Here is an 18,411-nt window from a genome sequence, read left to right on the forward strand (position 1 = left end):
CCGACGTCAACGCCATGTCAGCACATTAGCCTGCGATTCCGGCCACCGATAAGGTCTGTACATGAACCCGTCACCCCCGGCAGCAGAGATCGGTGTCATCGGCGGATCCGGTCTGTACGCACTGCTCGACGGCGCCATTGAACACGACGTCGCGACGCCGTACGGTCCGCCATCCGACAAGATCACGATTGCCGAGGTCGGCGGCCGGCGGGTGGCGTTCCTGCCGCGGCACGGGCGGGACCATCGTTTCCCGCCGCACAAGATCCCCTACCGGGCGAATCTCTGGGCGCTGCGCTCGCTGGGGGTGCGTCAGATCATCGCCCCGTGCGCGGTCGGTGGCCTGCGGCCGGAGCTGGGCCCGGGCACGTTCGTGGTGCCGGATCAGCTGATCGACCGGACGAGCGGCCGGGTGCAGACGTTCTACGACGAGGGCGCGGTGCACGTGTCGTTCGCCGATCCGTACTGTCCGGACGGCCGGGCCGCGGTCCTGGATTCCGCCGCCCGGGTGAACGCGGTCGACGGCGGCACCATGATCGTCGTCGAGGGCCCCCGGTTCTCGACCCGCGCCGAGTCCCGCTGGTTCACCTCGATCGGCGGCACGATCGTGAACATGACCGGTCACCCGGAAGCGGTCCTCGCTCGCGAGCTGGCCCTCTGCTACACCGCCATCGCGCTCGTCACCGACCTGGACGCGGGCGTCGAGGGCGATCACGGGGTGACCCAGGACGAGGTCTTCGGCGTCTTCGCGGAGAACACCGCCCGGCTCCGGGACGTGCTGCTCGACGCGGTGGCCAAGCTGCCGGTCGCGCGCACCTGCCCGTGTCAGGACGCCCTTCAGGGCATCAAGCTCCCCTTCGAGCTGCCCTGACCGCAGATCTGCCCGAGCACAACAAGATCAAAGGCGTCAAGCTCCTTTGCGTACGGCCCGGATCGCGCCGGCGCCGAGCACCTCGGCCAGCCGTGGCATGACGGCCCGCACCGCCGGTTCGGCCGCGTACCGGTTGAGGTGCCGCCCCGCGTCGAGCAGGTCGGTACGGATGGTGGCCGACCCGAGCCCGGCGCTGTCGTCCAGGGCCGTCGCCAGCGCGGCGCACCCGTCCTCGACCCGGCCGGTGGCCAGCAGCGCGAGCGCGTACCGCGCGCCGAGCCGGGCCCGGGTGCGGGTGGCCCAGCGCGGGGTCTGGTTCAGCTGGCCGACCAGGCGCCGCCCGGCCTGTTCGGGGCGGCCCAGGTCGTAGAGGCACCACCCGGTGGCCATGGCGACCGGGTCGTCGATGGTGGACGTGCCGAGCACCGGCTCGGTGGTGTCGTCGCGCCGGTTCAGCCACCAGGTCGCGGCGCGGTCGAGCGCGTGCCGGCACGCGTCGTAGTCGCCCTGCAGCGCGTGCCCCTGGGCTTCGCGTTGCGCGGCCAGGCCGAGCACCCGGCCGCCGCAGTTCATGTTCTGCACCCGCCGGGTGAGGCTGACCGTCTTCGCCCCGTTCCGCTGGTACATCGCGATGTCGGCCCGGCGGATGTCGGCGTACGCCGCGATGTGGTGATCGCCGCCCTCGGCCGCGTACCGCACGGCCAGCCCGGTCCACCAGAGCGCGTTGTCGTCGTCCCCGGATTCCTGGGCCATCCAGCCGGTGAGCTCCGCGTACCGCCCGGCGAGCAGGAGCAGCCGGGATCGGATCGGCTCGGGTGCGGACCGGGCGGTCAGCTGGACGGCCTGGGTCCCGGTGATCAGGACCGGGAGCAGCACGGCCGGCGGCAGGGACTGGGTCATCCGGCGCAGGCTGTCGAACTGGGCCCGGAAGGTGTCGACCAGGTGGCCGGTGTCCCGGATCGGGCCCGGGGTGGACGGCCACTCGGCGTTGCCGGTGGCGGCGTCGAAGCGGCCGCGGCCACCGGGGTCGAGCTCGATCAGCCACCGGCCCTCCCGGGTGGGGTCCGCGGCCGGCGGGTCGTCCGGGCCGGCCGGCCGGCCCGGGGCGAGCGCGGCCAGTTTGCCGTCCGCGTCGAGTTCGGCGTCGCAGAGGCGGGCGAGTTGGCGGCCCGGCACCTTCGTACCGTTCTCGATCTTGCTGATGTGGCTCTTGCTGTAGTTCACCGACCGGGCGAACCGGGTCAGCGAGACACCCGCGGCGAGCCTGCGTGACCGCAACTCCGCGCCGAACGACAGGGCCATGACGTTCCTTCGAGAGGCGTCCCTAACGGATGGCCGCCCAGAATACAAGCTGGCGACTGATCGAGGCACGTGCTTGATGAAGATCATTTGTCATGGATTTCAAGAATAAGATTCACAAGTCCGGCCGGAGCTTGGGCGCTGTGCGGTCGTCGCGGCCCGGCCGTCCCGTTCGCCACATTGTGGATCAGCCGTTCGTGCAGATCGGCTGGTCAGCCCGGGAAATATTTGATCTTCCCGAATGGGGGACGGGAAACGTCTTGCCGCCTCGCGCGGCGCCGTGGAACTCTGTCGACGGCCGATATTGGCATTATCTCGCGCTTTCCATGGTGATGTCGCGTGGTTGAAAGCCGCATTGAGGAGAGTCGCGTGACGGATTTCTTCATCAGCTATCGAACGGCGGACCAGGCCGTTACCGCCGTTTATCTGAAGCACGTTCTCAGTGAACGGTTCGGCGTCCGCCGGGTGTTCCTGGACAACACCGCGATTCCGCTCGGCGAGCCCTTCCCGCCGGTTCTCGAGCAGGCGCTGGAGCAGTGCCGGGTGCTGATCGCGCTGATCGGCCCGCGCTGGCTGGCCGCGGACGAGCACGGCCACCGCCGCGTGGACGACCCGGCCGACTGGGTGCGCCGCGAGGTCACCCGCGCGCTGGAGCGCGGCATCCCGGTGATCCCGCTGCTGGTCGGCGACGCCACGCTGGTCGCGGCGGAGCTGCCTGCGGAGCTGGCGCCGCTGGCCGAGCGGCAGTACCTGCAGATCCGGCTCCGGGCCCTGGAGCGCGACGTGCAGCCGCTGATCGACCGGCTCGAGGAGTTGACCGAGCCGGCCGAGGAGCATCCGCGGTCCGGCACGACGCCGGCCGGGCCCGGCGTGAACAACAATTTCTACGGCCGGACCGACGCCCGGCACAGCACTTTCGGCAATCGATACAACTGACGTTCACGGCCGGAATCAGGGGACCGCCGATGTCCGACATCGAGGATCGCACCGAATCGGGCCCGTCCGGGGTGCGTCCGGAAACCGATGAATCGAAGCCGGTCGGCCCGGAAAAGCCGGCGGCGAACAAAGAGCAGCCGGCCGGTCGAAAGGTCAAGAACCGGGCCGACGACAATCGCAACGACCAGGCCTCGCATCTGGCGAACCTCAAATTCTCCGGATACGTGGACGCGCGCTACAGCAATTTCGGTGGTCCCGGCGACGGCGGGAAACCGCACCAGGCAGCCGGCAAGGTGGCCGGGAAACTGCTGCCCCGGCACGTCGCCGAGATCGCCACCCGATATGCGCGCCCGGACTGTTTCGGCGACGCGCTCGACCGCTTGCGGAACGAGCACGTGATCGTGCTCGAGGGCAAGCCGGGAACCGGCCGCCGGGCCGGCGCGGTCGCGCTGCTGCACGAGGCCGGCGCCGCGCCCCTGGTCCTGCTCGCCCCGAACCTGACCCTGGCCGCGCTGGCCGACCGGGAGTACGACGAGGGCTGCGGCTACCTGATCGTCGACCGCTTCAGCGAGCGCAACGACGCCCTCGCGGAGGTCAACTGGAGCGGCGTCCGGGACCAGGTCCACGAGGCCGGCGCGTACCTGGTGGTCACCACCGGGTCCGGGATCCGCGGGGTGTCGCGCGTCGAGTGGACCCGGCCGGCCGCCGACGAGGTGCTGATCGCGCAGCTCATCGGGCGCGACGTCGACGAGGCGACCGCCCGGCGGACCGTCGGCGAGCTCGCCGGTGACCTGCCCGCCGAGGTCAGCCTCGCCGGGCTGGCCAGCTTCGCCGGGCAGATCGCGGACGGCCGGGATCCGGGCGAGGCGCTCGCCTCACTGCGCCGCAACGCCGGGCACGAGGTGCGCGCCTGGTTCGCCGAGAACCCCGACGACCGGCAGATCCTGGAGGTCACGGCGCTCTGCTTCACCCAGCGGGTGGACGTCCGGAGCTTCGAGAACGCGTTCGAGCGGCTGGTCGCGTCGATGTCCAAGCGGCTGCCCGGCAAGTACAAGAAGGTGCTGGCCAAGCCGGCCGACCGGCCGCTCGCCTCGCGCGGCCGTCGGGTGAACCTGATCGACGTCAAGTCGGTGCAGGCGGACGTCGGCACGGCCAGCATCGTGGTTTTCAAGGACGACGAGTACTGCCGCTGCGTGCTGGCCGAGCTGTGGCGCACCCAGGACAACGCGTTCTGGGACGGCGTGGCCGAGTGGCTCGACGAGATGGTGTTCGAGGCCGACAGCCTCCCGGTGGCGAACGGGCTGGCCGCGCTGGCCTGCTCGGCGTTCGAGGAGGTGCACAGCTCGTACCTGCAGACCTGGTCGCAGGGCTCGATCGGGCTGAACGGGCAGTTCACCGCGATCTACACGCTCTGGTACATGTGCCTGGGCGAGCTGGCGCCGGTGGCGCTGCAGATCGCGGCGGGCTGGGCGGCCCCGGACCGCAACCTCGACCAGCGGTGGAGCGCGGTGATCGCGTTCAGCGGCAACCTCGGCTGGGCGTTTCCGGTCGAGGCGGTCAACCAGCTGTGGCGGCACCTGGTCGCCCGCAATTCCGACCTGCAGGCCACCGCGGGCCGGGCGATGGCGCAGCTGTTCGCCGACCTGACCGACGACCCGGAGTACGACGCGAAGGCCGTACCGGCTCTGCTGGCGCCGAAGATGCGCAAGTTCGGCCTGAAGGACGGCACCAGCCGGATGCGGGCCGAGGAGCAGAAGCGCTTCCAGGAACTGGTCATGTCGGTGACCCTCGCGGTGCTCAGTGTCCGGAGCTTCGAGACCGGGCAGCCGGCGGTGATCCGGTACCTGGTCCGGCACCGCGAGGAACGGTCGGACCGGCTGCCGATGATCGCCCGGCTCTGGGCCGGCCTGCTCTGCTTCCGCCCGCTCCGGCGCGAGGCGATCGAGGCGCTGCGGACCAGCCTCCGGGCCCTGCGCGAGCTCAGCGAGACTCCGCGCGAGGACGCCCGGCTGATCGGCGAGGCGCTGTCCGACGCGCTGCCGCCGCACGAGCACGACCACTTCAAACGCGACTTCAACCACGTCAATCAGCAACTCAACCGCGGGCGGCGTGATCTCTCCGCCGATGTGCTGCTGGCCTGTATCGACGCCGTCTCCCGCGTTCTGCCCGAAGGAGCAGCATGAGCACCGTCACCTACCCGATCACCGTCCGGCGGCGCCTGGAGAAGGCCGAGAAGCGGCGCTGGTTCAGCAAGGCGGAGCGCGGCGGCGCCGACATGCTGAAGCCGGACGCGCACCACGTGTTGATCTACCGGGTCAACGGCAACTACATCCAGGACAGCGACCGGTTCGGCGGCTCGGACGAGCGCGTGGTGCAGGCCACCCACGTGAGCATGGTCGACATGCGGCGCAACGCGCCGGTGGTGGTCCGCCTGGAGATCCCGTCGCAGGACGCCGCCGCGTTCGAGGTGTTCGTGACGTTCACCTGCACGGTGACCGACGCGATCGCGGTGGTGCGCGACGGGGTGGAGGCGCAGCAGGCGCTGTGGAGCCATCTCAAGGCGCACAACCGGATCTTCGAGCTCGGGCTGGGGTTCCCGCTGTCCGAGGTCAACCAGGTCCGGCCGATCGTGAGTGCCCAGGTCAAGGCGTACCTGACGATCCGGCCGCCGATCGTCTCCGGGATGGAGGTGACGATCGCCAGCGTCGAGATGTCCAACCCGGAGGTGGTGGCGAAGTTCGCCACCACGAACCGGGACCGGGACTACGAGGTGAAGCTGAAGGAGCTGGAGCTTCAGCACCAGCACCGGATCGCCAGCGGACGTCAGTTCAACGACCACGACCTGGCCAACAGTCAGCTGGACCACGACGAGGCGACCCATCTGCGCAAGCGCGGCACCAGCCGGCGCGAGGAGCTCGCCGACACCGTGCACGGGCACGACCTGGACTCGCTCACCCAGCACCACACCCGGGAGCAGGAGGCGGCCACCGCGGCGCACCGGCAGGTCCTGGACGGGAACCGGGCGGCGTTCGCCCGCAGCGAGTTCGCGCAGGACATGGAGATGATCGGCCAGGACCCGCGGCGGGCGCTGATCGCGGCGTTCGCGGCCGGCCGGATCGAGGCGCCCGAGCTCTCCGACAAGCTGCGCCAGCTCGACGACCAGGACCGGCTCGCCCAGATCGAGCAGGCCCACTTCGAGCGGGAGCACACCCTGAAGATCGAGGCGGACAACCGGGCGGACAACCGGGACGAGCGGGAGCGGGCCGAGCGGGAACGGGCGCGGCAGCACGAGGCGCGGATGAAACAGTCCGAGGAGAGCCGCGCCGAGCGGGCCGCGAAGGCGCAGGCCGAACGCGAGGACCGGATCCTCAAGGAGCAGCGCGAGCGGGAGGACCGGCTGCGGAAGGAGCAGGCCGATCAGCTCGCCGAGCAGCAGAGCCGGGAGCAGCAGTACTCGCTGCTGAAGATCCTTGCGGCCAACGGGCAGTTCAACAACTCGGACATGCAGAGCGAGCGGATGCTCGCCGAGTTCATGAACGTGCCGGCGCCCGCCGTCGACACCGCGGAGAAACCGCCGCTGACCAGCCATGCGACCGTGTCGGCCGAGGCCGGCGCGGAGGACTCCGACGACGACCCGGGGCTGCGTGAGGAAGATGTCTGAGTCCGTCATCACCCGCCCCCGCAGCGGCACCAGCTCCGGCGGCGACGACGACCGGCGGGATGCGCTGCTGCCCGCCCGGCCGCAGCGGGGGATCGGCCGGCAGCTGCGGCGGATCGCCGGGATCGACGAGCGGCTGCTCGACTGGATCCCGCAGGAACGGCACCGCTACGCCCGGCTCGGCGCGATCATCCTCAACACCGCGCTGATGGCGGCGCTGTCGATGAGTGTGCTGCTGGGCAGCGTCGACATCCCGGTCTGGCTGATTCCCCCGGTCGCGTTGATCTGGGGATACCTCATCCTGAGCTTCGACGGCTGGCTGGTGGCGAGTACCCACGGCGTACTGGGCATGGCGAAGTTGAAGATCTTCCTGCCGCGCCTGGTGATCTCGGTGCTGATGGGGGCGGTGATCGCCGAGCCGCTGCTGCTCAAGGTGTTCGGGCCGGCCATCCACACCGAGATCAACGCGGAGCGCAAGAACGAGGTCGACGACTACGAGAGCCGGTTGAAGGACTGCAATCCGGTCGCTCTGGGCGCGGTGATCCCGGACGGCTGCGGCGATTTCCAGCTCAATGTCGCTGACAACCCGGCCGGCGTACGGAATGAGCTGGCCCTCGCGAGTGACGAGCGGGTCAAGCTGCAGGGCCAGATCGCGAAGATCAACACGGAGCTGACCAAGCGGGAGAACCTGGCCCGCGCGGAGTGCAACGGCGACCCCGGCCCGGGACTGTCGAACCGGCGCGGCGAGGGACCGAACTGCCGCCGGGATCGTCAGGAGGCCGACCGCTACCGCGCCTCCAGCGGACTCGACGCGCGTCAGACCGACCTGATCAAGGTCAACCGCCGGATCGACGCGCTGACCGCTCGGGACGGGACGGCCAGCACCGCCTACGCGGCCGGGCTGAACACCGAGATCGAGAAGAAGGTGCAGCAGAAACGGGACGGGCGGGAGCAGATCGGCATCCTCGACGAGGACAAGGCGCTCGGCGCGCTGACCTCGGAGAGCCTGTTCGTGCTGGTCGGCTCGTGGCTGCTGCGGCTGCTGCTGGTGACGATCGACTGCCTGCCGGTGCTGACCAAGCTGATGAGCCGGCCGACCATGTACGACGCGGCGGTCGGCCGGCAGCTGGAGACCAGCGACCGGCTGCACACCAAGACCCTGACCCGGCGCGAGCAGGACGACGCCGGCCGGGTGGACGTCGCGATGCGCCGCGACGAGCACCGGGTGCGCACCGAGATGGCCGAGATCGAGGACCTCCGGCGGGGCGCGCGCGCCGACCGCGAGGCGGACCTGGACAACCAGATCGAGGAGCTGGCCGAGCGCCTGCGGAACGCCGGCGGTTAGTCGGCTTCGGGTCGCAGGTCCTTCTCCCGGCGGCGCAGCTCCTCCTCGCGGCGGCGGAGGTCGGCCTCCCAGTTCTTCATGATCTGGTCGTCCTCCTTGCGGGAGGCGGCCAGGCCGCGGAGGAACTCCGGGTCGTCGTCCGGCGCGACCGGGCCGCGGCGGGGGCGCTGGTCCTCCGGGAAGCCGCCGCCGGGGCGCCACACCGTGCCGTTGCTCAGCTGGACCGCGCGGGCCGGACGGCCGGCGACGAACCAGGCGATCGCCCCGATCGGGGAGAACAGCAGGATCAGGAAGACCCAGAGGCCGCGGGGGAGTGCGCGGATCGCGAACTCCTCCACCGACAGGCAGTCGATCAGGGCGATGACCAGCAGCGCCAGGTCGACCAGCGCGAAGAGTGAGTACAGGCGAAACACCCGGCAGATGATGCCAAAGACGGGGCGTCCGCGCAGCCCCGTCGGCGGTCCGCGGTGGGGCGTTCGGGGTCGGTACGGCCGCGGGGGTTCCTTCGTACCGAATGAGATTGATGTTGGTTTTCTGGCCCTTGTCGGTTAGCGTCCAAAACGCGTCGGCGATTTCTGCTCCGCGCTAGGACCATAAGGTTCTTATACAGCGCGTGACCGGTGAGTAACTTGAGTGGTTGCTGGCAATTCCGGCCTCCCCGTTTTCTGCCCTGCGTCTCCTGTTAACCGGGTGTGTGTGCGCTGTGTACAGAGGCTGTTCAGCGTGTGCATCGCACGCGTGACGATCTAATCCACGGTTCCGCGTGCTCCCACCCTTCAGGCGAGGCGGAACTGTGTCTGCGGCGCGTTTCGGATTTCTACCGACCCGATCATCCGACTGGGTCGGCTGGCGACTGCTGACCACCAACAACCGTGACCTGGGCCGATCCTCGACCGTCTACCCGGACCACGAGGGAGCCCGGCTCGCGGCGCAGTGGGTGCAGGAGCACGTCGCCGACATGCGGATCACGCTGGTCCGCAGCAGCTCGATCGGCTGGCGCTGGCGGATGCTGGCCGGGGACACCATCGTCGCGGTCGCCAGCCGGGACTACCACCGCCGGCTGCAGGCCGAACGCTCCGCCGCCGTGATGCTCACCCTGCTGCCCCGGGCCGAGCCACTCGCCCTCGGCCTGCGGTCATGACCGACACCCTGGTGCTGCCCGAGGTGGCCGAGCCGGCGGAGCGGGTGGAGACCCGTCGCCGGATCCGTCCCTCGGGCGGCGTCGACCTGGTCTACCGGATCGTGCTGCACTGCGGTGGCGCGCTGGTGCTGCTGCTGATGACCCTGGTCGGCGTCTTCCTGCTCCAGAAGGCGTCGCGGGCGCTGAACCTGGCCGGCTGGTCGTTCCTGACCACCGAGGCGTGGGAGCCGGACTCCGGGAAGTTCGGCATCGCGGCGGTGCTGACCGGCACGGTGCTGATCGCCGGTGTGGCGATCGCGATCGCGGTCCCGATGGCCACCGGCATGGCGCTGTACGTCTCCGAGTACTCCGCGCGCTGGCTGCGCCCCTGGCTGATCCTGCTGGTCGACCTGATGGCCGCGGTGCCCAGCGTGGTCTACGGCCTCTGGGGCTTCGCGTTCCTGCAGGGTCACGTGATCGGGCTGGCGCGCTGGCTGTCCACGTACTTCGCCTGGATCCCGCTGCTGAAGGTGACCAACGCGGACCCGCGCGACCCGCTGGCCACCGCGACCGTCTACACCTCGTCGACGTTCATCGCCGGGATCGTCGTCGCGATGATGATCTCCCCGGTGATCTGCTCGATCATGCGGGAGGCGTTCTCGCAGGCGCCGATCGGCGAGCGGGAGGGCGCGTACGCGCTGGGCGCCACCCGCTGGGGCATGATCCGCTCGGTGGTCCTGCCGTTCGGGCGGGGCGGCATGATCGGCGGCACCATGCTCGGCCTGGGCCGGGCGCTCGGCGAGACGATCGCCGTCTACCTGATCATCTCGCCGGTCTTCGTGATCCAGCCGCACATCCTGCAGAACGGCGCCAACTCGGTCTCCGCGCTGATCGCACTCCGGTACGGCGAGTCCGGCCCGGTCGCCCTCTCCGCGTTGATGGCCGCCGGCGTGGCGCTGTTCCTGATGACCCTGATCGTGAACTTCGGCGCCGGAATGATCGTGGCCCGGAGCCGCTCCGGTGCGGAGAGCGAGGCGTGATGACCGAGATCCGGCGCAACACCTCGACCGTGCGCAGCGAGGACATCTACGTCCGGCTCGGCGCCATGGTCGCGGCGCTCGCCCTGACCGCGCTGGTCTTCTACTGGATCGCCCCGTTCTCCGGGGTGCTCGGCTTCGCGGTCTGCTGGTACGTGGTGTTCCTCGGCCTCTACGCCGTACTGCTCTGGCTCGACCAGGGTGGCCCGGCGGTCCGGGACCGGCTGGTCGAGACGCTGATCCGCAGCACCGCGGGGGTGATGCTCGCCGCGCTGCTCCTGGTCGTCGTGTTCACCGGGTGGAAGGGCATCAGCGCGCTGCGGCACCTCAACTTCTACACCCAGGACCTGAGCGTCACCGGTCCGCTCGCCCCGCTGACCGAGGGCGGCGTGGTGCACGCGGTGGTCGGCACGCTGGAGCAGATCGGCCTGGCGCTGGCGATCACCATCCCGGCCGGGATGCTCTGCGCGCTGTTCCTGGCCGAGACCCGGGGCGGCTTCCCGCGGCTGGTGCGGACCATCGTCGAGGCGATGACCGCGCTGCCGTCGATCGTCGCCGGGCTCTTCATCTACGCGACCGTGCTGCTGATCCTCGGCTTCGACCAGTCCGGGTTCGCGGCCTCGCTGGCGATCAGCGTGATGATGCTGCCGATCATCGTGCGGGCCGCGGACGTGGTGCTGCGGCTGGTGCCCGGCCACCTCAAGGAGGCGTCGCTGGCGCTCGGCGCGAGCCGCTGGCGGACGGCCTGGCACGTGATCCTGCCGACCGCCCGGCCCGGCCTGGCGACGGCGGTCATCCTGGGCACCGCCCGCGGGATCGGGGAGACGTCGCCGGTGCTGCTGACCGCCGGCTACAACAAGGCGCTCAACACCGACGCGTTCCACCAGGCGCAGGTGTCGCTGCCGCTGGCCACGTTCACGCTGATCAAGTCGCCGGAGCCGAGCATGGTGGCCCGCGGCTTCGGGACCGCGACGCTGTTGCTGGTCCTGGTGGTGGTGCTCTTCCTGCTGGCCCGCGCGATCGGTGGGCGGGGCTCGCAGGGGATGAGCGGCGGCCAGTTGCGCGGGCGGGTCCGGGCGTCGGCCCGGGATGCGGCGCGCTTCCAGAAGCAGACGCCGTGGGGGACGGAGCAGGTGGTCGTCGGGCCGGTGTCGTCGCTCGAACCCGTCGCGCCGATCCCGGTCGCGCCGATCCCGGTCGCGGCGGTTGCGGCCGCACCGGTTGCGGTCGCGGCGGCATCGACCGCGTCGGTCCCGGCCGCGTCGGCGTCGGCGGGGGAAAAAGCGGATATGGCGGATAAGGCAGTACAAGCGCAATCCGAACAAGCAAATGAGGTTCAGTGACCATGTTGAGGCGCGCGATCCGCGCCGCATCCGCGGCGCTGCTGGTACTGACGCTCACGGCGGCCGGCCAGTTGGCCGGTGTCGTCCCGGCTGCGGCGGTCGTCTACGTGCCGATCACCGGCGCGGGCTCGACGTGGAGCTCCAACGCGATCGACCAGTGGAACTCCAACGTGAAGCAGTACGGCATCACGGTGAACTACACGGCGAACGGCTCCACGGCCGGCCGCAACCAGTTCGCCAGCGGCCTGCTCGACTTCGGCGTCTCGGAGATCGCGTACGGCAAGGACGACGCCGGTGACACCGAGGCCAAGCCCAAGTTCAAGTACGCCTACATGCCGATCGTGGCCGGTGGCACCGCGTTCATGTACAACCTGGAGATCGGCGGGAAGCGGGTCACCAACCTGCGGCTGTCCGGCGACACGCTCGCCAAGATCTTCACCAACGTGATCACGGTCTGGAACGACCCGGCGATCAAGACCGACAACCCGGGCCTGTCGCTGCCGGCCCGCAAGATCGTCCCGGTGGTGCGGTCCGACGGCTCCGGTACGACGGCCCAGTTCACCACGTGGATGAAGGCCCGCTACCCGGACATCTGGGACGCTTACTGCAAGAAGGCCGGCCGGTCCACCCCGTGCAAGGTGACCTCGCTGTACCCGACGATCGCGGGCAGCGCGATGACCGCGCAGAGCGGCTCGCAGAACGTCGCCGGTTACGTCGCCCAGGCGTCCAGCGTCGGCGCGATCACGTACGTCGAGTACTCGTACGCCAAGAACGCCCGCTTCCCGATCGCGAAGATCCGCAACGCGAAGGACTACTACGTCGAGCCGACCGCGCAGTCGGTGGCCGTGGCCCTGCTCGCCGCGAAGATCAACCAGAACGAGAACTCGGCCGACTACCTGACCCAGGACCTGAGCGGCGTCTACACCTACAGCGACACGCGGACGTACCCGCTGTCCAGCTACAGCTACATGCTGGTGCCGACGCAGACGACCGACAAGTTCACCACGAACAAGGGCAAGACGCTCGGCGCGTTCGCCTACTACTTCCTCTGCGAGGGGCAGAAACAGGCGGACGACCTCGGCTACTCGCCGCTGCCGAAGAACCTGGTCCAGGCCGGTTACACGCAGGTCGCCAAGATCCCCGGCGTGGTGGCGAAGCCGCCGGACCTGTCCGGCTGCAACAACCCGACGTTCTCCAAGGACGGCACGAACATCCTGGCGAAGAACGCGCCGTACCCGAAGGCCTGCGACAAGGTCGGCACCACGCAGTGCGCGACCGGCACCGGCGGCGCCACCCAGGACACCCCGACGACCGGGGGCGGTACCAAGACCGGCACCGGCACGGGTACGAACACCGGCACCACCGGCGCCGGGACGGGCACGGGCACCGGGGCGACCGCCGGGAACGGCGCCGCCGCGGGTGCGATCGACCCGGACACCGGGCTGCCGGCCGGCGGCGGGGCCGGTGGCACCGGAGTGGACTCCGCGCTGGCCGGCTCGGTGACGGTCGGCCCCCAGCTCGACTCGACGCTGAAGTGGGTGCTGATCTCGCTCGCGGTCGCGTTGCTGGTCGGCCTCACCGTCGGCCCGCCGCTGATCGCCCGGGGACTGCAGCGGGGCGGTAAGCGATGATCCGGCGCTGGACCGCGGCGTTGCTCGCCGCCGTACTGGTGATGTTCGTCGCCCCGACCCCCTCGGCCGACGCCGCGGACACTACCGCGGTCACCGTCACCGGCAAGGGCGACTTCAAGGACCTGAAGGTCACCGTCAGCCAGACCACCAACCTGATCAACCAGGTCCTGGACGTCACCTGGACCGGCGGCAAGGCCACCAGCGACATCGCCGTCTACGACAACTACCTGCAGCTCATGCAGTGCTGGGGCGACGCCGCGACCGGCCCGACCCGGGAGCAGTGCCAGTTCGGCGCGCTCTACACCGACACCCGGGGCGGCCAGTGGACCGGCACCCGGCAGCTGAACTACGCGCCGTACTGCCCGCCGGCCGACGAGACGGCCGGCACCTGCACCGGACTGCGGGACCCGCTCGAGACCCGCAAGCCGACGAAGGTGGGGGAGCAGGTCTACGCGCCGTTCACTCCGGTCGAGGGCGACGCGATCTCGGCCGGTGGCGGTGGCGAGTACTTCGACGCGACGACGACCAACGAGATTCCGTACGGCCGGACCGGCCCCGACGGCAAGGGCGAGGAGTTCTTCGAGGTGCAGACCGCCCTCGAAGCGCCCGGCCTGGGCTGCGGGTCGCCGCTGGCCAACGGCACCGGCCGGTCCTGCTGGCTGGTCGCCGTCCCGCGCGGCGACAAGGAGGTCGACGGCTCCGTCGGCGACGCCAAGCCGCACCACTGGCTGGACTCCTCCCCGCTGAGTGCCGCCAACTGGGCCAACCGGCTCGTCGTGCCGCTGAAGTTCCAGCCGCTGGGCCGGGTCTGCCCGCTCGGCGCGGTGGAGAAGCGGGTGACCGGCGCCGAGGCGATGACCGAGGCGATGATCCGCTGGCAGCCGACCCTGTGCGCGGGCAACCGCAGCGACCGGGTGTTCGGCTGGACGCAGACCACCGACGGGGCGGCCCGCGACCGGCTGGTCACCCCCGATCCGGGCCTGGTCTTCCTCAACCAACCGGCGGCGCCGGTGACCGGGCGGAAGGTGGTCTACGCCCCGGCCGCGGTCTCCGGGCTGGCCATCGCGATGAACATCGACTGGCAGTCCGGCTCCGGCGCCACCGCTGAGCAGGCACAGAACGAGGGCAAACGGCTGCCCGCGCTGAAGCTCACCGCGCGGCTGGTGGCCAAGCTGCTGACCCAGTCGTACCGGTCCGGGGCCGATCTGAAGCGCGAACCGCTGCTGAAGAACCCGGAGACGATCAGCTACGACGAGGAGTTCCGGGCGCTGAACCCGGAGTGGGTGCCGAAGGACAAGGAGAACGCCACCACGGCCGCGGAGATGCCGCTGGCCATCGGTGACGCGCTGCTCGGGGTCGGCCAGACCGACATGGCCACCCTGCTCTGGCAGTGGGTGCTGTCCGACAAGGACGCGAAGGCGTTCCTGACCGGCACGGCCGACCCGTGGGGGATGGTCGTCAACCCGGCCTACCCGGAGCTGACCTGGCCGCAGGACAACTTCCCGAAGAGCGACCTCTACTGCGTCAAGCTGCGCAACGACGCCCAGCAGGACGTCGACTGGTGCACGCTGGACATGCATCCGTACGCCAACAACATGCACGACGCGGCCCGGTCCGCGGCCCGCGGTGACACGCTGGTCCGCAACGCCACCTCGCGGGACAGCACCGGCGCGGTGATCGGCTGGAAGAAGGGCAACCCGCAGTCGCCGGGCAAGCGGGCGGTGCTCGCGGTGACCGACGTGGCGACCGCCCAGCGGTTCGGGATGCCGATGGTCCAGCTGCGCAACGCGGCCGGCAACTTCGTCGCGCCGACCACGGACAGCCTGCTCGCCGGGGTGGCCGCGATGAAGCCGTCGACCGTCGACAAGAACGTGCTGGCGCCGGACCCGGCCACCACGGCGGCCAAGGCGTACCCGCTGACCTCGGTGATCTACGCGGCGACCGCGCCCGCGGATCTCGACAAGGCGGTCGGCAAGGCGTACGCGGACCTGCTGCGCTACGCGGCCGGCAACGGCCAGACGCCGGGCGTGAAGCCGGGCACCCTGCCGGCCGGATACGCCCCGCTGCCGGCCAAGCTGCGCACCCAGACCAAAAACGCGGCCACCACGATCGAGAAGACCGCCGGGGTGAAGGCCGGCTCGACGTCGACGCCGGACGATTCCGACCCCACCACGCCGGGGGGCACGCCGACCACCGCGGCCACCACCGCGGCCGCCGCCACCGCGCCGGACGTGCCGGCCGCGACCCCGAGCGGGATGGGCGCCGCGGTCCCGGTGGCGGTGTCCAACCCGACCCCCGGCAGCCCGCTGGGCAAGGTCCGGTACGGGCTCTTCGGCGCCCTGGCCCTGGGGCTGCTCGCGGCCCTGGCCGGGCCGATCCTGCTGACCATCGCCCGGGCCAAGCGGCCCGGGTGACCACCCATGAAGACGTCTGTGGCCAGGAGCAACCACTCCTGGCCACAACGACCGGCAGTTCGCAGCTGCCGGCGGAGTGCGGCCGGACAACAGTCCGGCACGCGAACGCAGAGAAAAGGATAGCCGCAGTGCAGAACAAACGGTTCCTGGCCGCGGTCGGGATGGGGCTCATCGCGGCACTCGCCGTGACTGCCTCCCCGGCCCAGGCCGACCCCACCGGGGCGCCCACCTACCGCACTCTCGCCGGTGTCGGATCGGACACCACCGAAGGCGTCATGAACGGCCTCTCCGAGGTCATCGTCGACGCCGGCGGCACCAAGCAGATCGCGTCCTACGACGCGTTCGGCTCGGCGACGATCAAGACCAAGGAGACCGGTTGCGAGATCAACCGGCCGGCCGGTTCCGGCAACGGCGTGACCGCGCTGGTCGCGTCGCTCGACGCCGGTAACGGTTGCCTCGACTTCGCGCGCTCCTCGAGCAACAACGCGGCGTCGTACGCGGGCAAGAACCTGACCTACATCCCGTTCGCGGTCGATGCCGTCACCTACGCGGTCCGGTCCGACAGCACCATCTCGCGCAAGTTCACCAAGGCGCAGCTCACCACGATCTACAACTGCGGCGGCGGCGCCAACTTCAAGCCGCTGCTCCCGCAGTTCGGCTCGGGTACCCGCAGCTTCTTCCTGAAGTCGCTGGGCTTCACCGACGCCGCCAACTTCACCCAGACCACGAACCACACCTGCATCGGCGAGGTCGACGCGACCGGCGCTCCGCTGCAGGAGAACAACGGCACCCTGCTGACCGACGCCAAGCAGATCGCGCCGTACTCGATCGCCCAGTACCTCGCGCAGACCACCGTCGCGGTCCCGGACGTGCACGGCAAGACCGTGCTCGGCCAGCTGGACGGCATCGCGCCGACCGTGCTGAACACCGCTTCGACGATGGCCCGTGACGTCTACAACGTCGTCCCGACCGGCAAGCTGGCCGCCGAGCCGTACGCCTCGGTCTTCGTCGGCCCGACCTCGAAGGTCTGCGCCAACCCCAACACGATCAAGAAGTTCGGCTTCGCGCCGCACGCGTCCTGCGGCGACACCAACCTCCGCACCCCGTGATCGAAGGCGAGAAGACTTCCATGAAGCTCACGTCCAAGGGCGCCGTGGTCGCGATCGCGGCCACCGCTCTGGTCCTCCCGTTCGGCGCCGCGGCGCAGGCTGCCCCGGCCGCCGGCACCCTCGGCACCTGGGCCGCGGCGAAGACCGCCGGCCTCGACTTCGAGGTGACCAAGCTGCACACCTCGGCCGGCTGTGCGGCCGACACGTTCCAGTACTTCGCCACCATCTACGGCCCCGGCAAGTTCGCCGCCGGTGCCCCGTTCGCCCAGCCCCAGGACCTCGGTCTGTCGACGACCGCCGGTTTCGACGTCCAGCAGGACAACAGCGTCAAGGACATCGCCACCGACCTGGGCACGGTCATCGTGCCGGGTGAGTACGACGTCGTGATCAGCTGCACCGACGCGTTCTCGAACGTGCTGGGCACCTTCACCGGCGCGTTCTACTTCACGACCGCGACCGACTGGACGACCACCGACCCGAACTCGACCGCGCCGTCGACGACGGTCGTCACCGCCGCGCCGACCGGCTCGGTCAAGGTCGGCGACGAGGTCACCCTGAACGCCGCCGTCACCCCGGCCACCGCCGCGGGCTCGGTCCAGTTCAAGGACGGTGCCGACAACCTCGGCGCCGCGGTCACCGTCGCCAGCGGTGCCGCCCAGCTGAAGACGTCGGCGCTGGCCGCCGGCTCGCACTCGATCACCGCGGTGTTCACCCCCACCACGGCGGGTGTCTCCGGCTCCACCTCGGCCGCCACCACCGTGGTCGTCGAGGCCGCCGCGGCGCAGACCACCACCACCGCCCTGGTCGTCGACCCGGCCGGCTCGGTGGAGCGGTACGCGCCGGTCAAGCTCACCGCGACGGTCACCCCGGCCGGTGCGGCGGGCACGGTCCAGTTCACCGACGGTGGCAAGGACCTCGGCTCCGCGGTGACCGTCGCCGGCGGCACCGCCGTGCTGAACACCAGCAGCCTGGGCGAGGGTGACCACGGCTTCACCGCCAAGTTCATCCCGGCCAGCGCGGCGAGCTTCACCGGGTCCGAGTCGGCCGCGGTGGCGCTCTCCGTCACGCCGTTCAAGGGCGGCAGCGCCTCGCAGACGATCTCCACCACGGTGGAGAGCGGCGCGCTGACGATCAGCGTCGAGAACACCGCTCCGGTCGTGCTCCCGGCCCCGGCCCTCACCACGGACGCCTCGAAGCTCACCACCGCGGGCAGCATCAACGCGCTGACCGTCACCGACACCCGGGCCGGCAACTTCGGCTGGAACGTCTCCGGCCAGGTCTCGGACTTCTCCGACGGCGCGAGCCACGCGATCAACGCCGCCAACCTGGGCTGGTCGCCGAAGGTCATCGACAAGTCCGTGTCGCAGACCGTCACCGCCGGCACCAAGGTCGACCCGGCCAACGCGATCGCGCCCGGCGCGGCCGCGCCGTCCGGCCTCGGCCTGGCCAGCGCCCGCACCCTGGCGCTGGCCGGCAAGGGCGCCGGCGTGGGCACCGCCCACGTCTCCGCCGACGTCTCGCTGCAGGCGCCGACCACCACGGTGGCCGGTACCTACACCGCGACCCTCACCATCACCGCCATCTGATTCACCCCGGTGCGGGGCGGCACTGCCCGCCGCCCCGCACCACCCCTTTCGTTCAAGGACGGTCA

Annotated in this window: 14 protein-coding genes; 12 read left to right on the forward strand and 2 right to left on the reverse strand. The window is 70.5% G+C overall.

The genetic code is table 11. The annotated features are described in order from the left end of the window. Positions 1 to 61 precede the first annotated feature (61 nt). Entirely contained in the window at positions 62 to 868 is an 807-nt protein-coding gene (locus L3i22_RS04760) for an S-methyl-5'-thioadenosine phosphorylase (RefSeq protein ID WP_221325784.1), read from the forward strand. Between the two features lie 36 nt (positions 869 to 904). Here L3i22_RS04760 and L3i22_RS04765 read toward each other — a convergent pair whose 3' ends face one another. Continuing rightward, the gene (locus tag L3i22_RS04765) at positions 905 to 2,170 is read right to left on the reverse strand and encodes a helix-turn-helix domain-containing protein (RefSeq protein ID WP_221325785.1); all 1,266 of its coding nucleotides are present in this window, start codon (positions 2,168 to 2,170) and stop codon (positions 905 to 907) included. A 366-nt stretch (positions 2,171 to 2,536) separates the two neighbouring features. On the opposite strand from L3i22_RS04765, the gene L3i22_RS04770 reads away from it, so the two are divergent. The 4 genes from L3i22_RS04770 to L3i22_RS04785 are packed head-to-tail and all read left to right on the forward strand — an operon-like array spanning position 2,537 to position 8,106. Further along, positions 2,537 to 3,103: a toll/interleukin-1 receptor domain-containing protein gene (locus tag L3i22_RS04770; protein WP_221325786.1), complete on the forward strand. Its 567-nt coding sequence runs from the start codon at positions 2,537 to 2,539 to the stop codon at positions 3,101 to 3,103. A gap of 29 nt (positions 3,104 to 3,132) precedes the next feature. Further along, positions 3,133 to 5,286: a hypothetical protein gene (locus L3i22_RS04775; protein ID WP_221325787.1), complete on the forward strand. Its 2,154-nt coding sequence runs from the start codon at positions 3,133 to 3,135 to the stop codon at positions 5,284 to 5,286. After that, positions 5,283 to 6,764 carry a hypothetical protein gene (locus L3i22_RS04780; RefSeq protein WP_221325788.1) on the forward strand — a complete coding sequence of 494 codons (1,482 nt, stop codon included), beginning with the start codon at positions 5,283 to 5,285 and terminating at the stop codon, positions 6,762 to 6,764. The genes L3i22_RS04775 and L3i22_RS04780 overlap by 4 nt, the downstream gene beginning before the upstream one ends. Next, on the forward strand, positions 6,757 to 8,106 hold the full coding sequence (locus L3i22_RS04785; protein ID WP_221325789.1) for a DUF4407 domain-containing protein: 1,350 nt from the start codon (positions 6,757 to 6,759) through the stop codon (positions 8,104 to 8,106). Before L3i22_RS04780 ends, L3i22_RS04785 begins: the two co-directional genes overlap by 8 nt. Here L3i22_RS04785 and L3i22_RS04790 read toward each other — a convergent pair. Further along, positions 8,103 to 8,519, reverse strand: a complete 417-nt coding sequence (locus L3i22_RS04790) for a PLD nuclease N-terminal domain-containing protein (protein WP_221325790.1) — start codon at positions 8,517 to 8,519, stop codon at positions 8,103 to 8,105. The genes L3i22_RS04785 and L3i22_RS04790 overlap by 4 nt on opposite strands. A gap of 380 nt (positions 8,520 to 8,899) precedes the next feature. Here L3i22_RS04790 and L3i22_RS04795 point away from each other — a divergent pair, with 380 nt between their 5' ends. The 7 genes from L3i22_RS04795 to L3i22_RS04825 all read left to right on the forward strand — a co-directional run bounded on the left by L3i22_RS04795 (position 8,900) and on the right by L3i22_RS04825 (position 18,346). Continuing rightward, on the forward strand, positions 8,900 to 9,247 hold the full coding sequence (locus L3i22_RS04795) for a hypothetical protein (protein ID WP_221325791.1): 348 nt from the start codon (positions 8,900 to 8,902) through the stop codon (positions 9,245 to 9,247). Further along, entirely contained in the window at positions 9,244 to 10,266 is a 1,023-nt protein-coding gene (gene pstC, locus L3i22_RS04800; protein ID WP_221325792.1) for a phosphate ABC transporter permease subunit PstC, read from the forward strand. The genes L3i22_RS04795 and pstC overlap by 4 nt, the downstream gene beginning before the upstream one ends. After that, positions 10,266 to 11,606, forward strand: a complete 1,341-nt coding sequence (locus L3i22_RS04805) for a PstA family ABC transporter permease (RefSeq protein WP_221325793.1) — start codon at positions 10,266 to 10,268, stop codon at positions 11,604 to 11,606. Before pstC ends, L3i22_RS04805 begins: the two co-directional genes overlap by 1 nt. A 2-nt stretch (positions 11,607 to 11,608) precedes the next feature. Then, positions 11,609 to 13,237 carry a phosphate ABC transporter substrate-binding protein PstS gene (pstS, locus tag L3i22_RS04810; RefSeq protein ID WP_221329784.1) on the forward strand — a complete coding sequence of 543 codons (1,629 nt, stop codon included), beginning with the start codon at positions 11,609 to 11,611 and terminating at the stop codon, positions 13,235 to 13,237. Continuing rightward, a complete protein-coding gene (locus L3i22_RS04815; RefSeq protein WP_221325794.1) occupies positions 13,234 to 15,651 on the forward strand; it encodes a hypothetical protein in 2,418 nt (805 codons plus the stop codon). Before pstS ends, L3i22_RS04815 begins: the two co-directional genes overlap by 4 nt. Before the next feature lie 128 nt (positions 15,652 to 15,779). Then, positions 15,780 to 16,760 carry a hypothetical protein gene (locus L3i22_RS04820; protein WP_221325795.1) on the forward strand — a complete coding sequence of 327 codons (981 nt, stop codon included), beginning with the start codon at positions 15,780 to 15,782 and terminating at the stop codon, positions 16,758 to 16,760. 20 nt (positions 16,761 to 16,780) lie between these two features. After that, a complete protein-coding gene (locus L3i22_RS04825; RefSeq protein WP_255657950.1) occupies positions 16,781 to 18,346 on the forward strand; it encodes an Ig-like domain-containing protein in 1,566 nt (521 codons plus the stop codon). Positions 18,347 to 18,411: the final 65 nt, after the last annotated feature.

Source organism: Actinoplanes sp. L3-i22, assembly GCF_019704555.1.
In the GTDB taxonomy this organism is placed as follows: Bacteria; Actinomycetota; Actinomycetes; order Mycobacteriales; family Micromonosporaceae; genus Actinoplanes.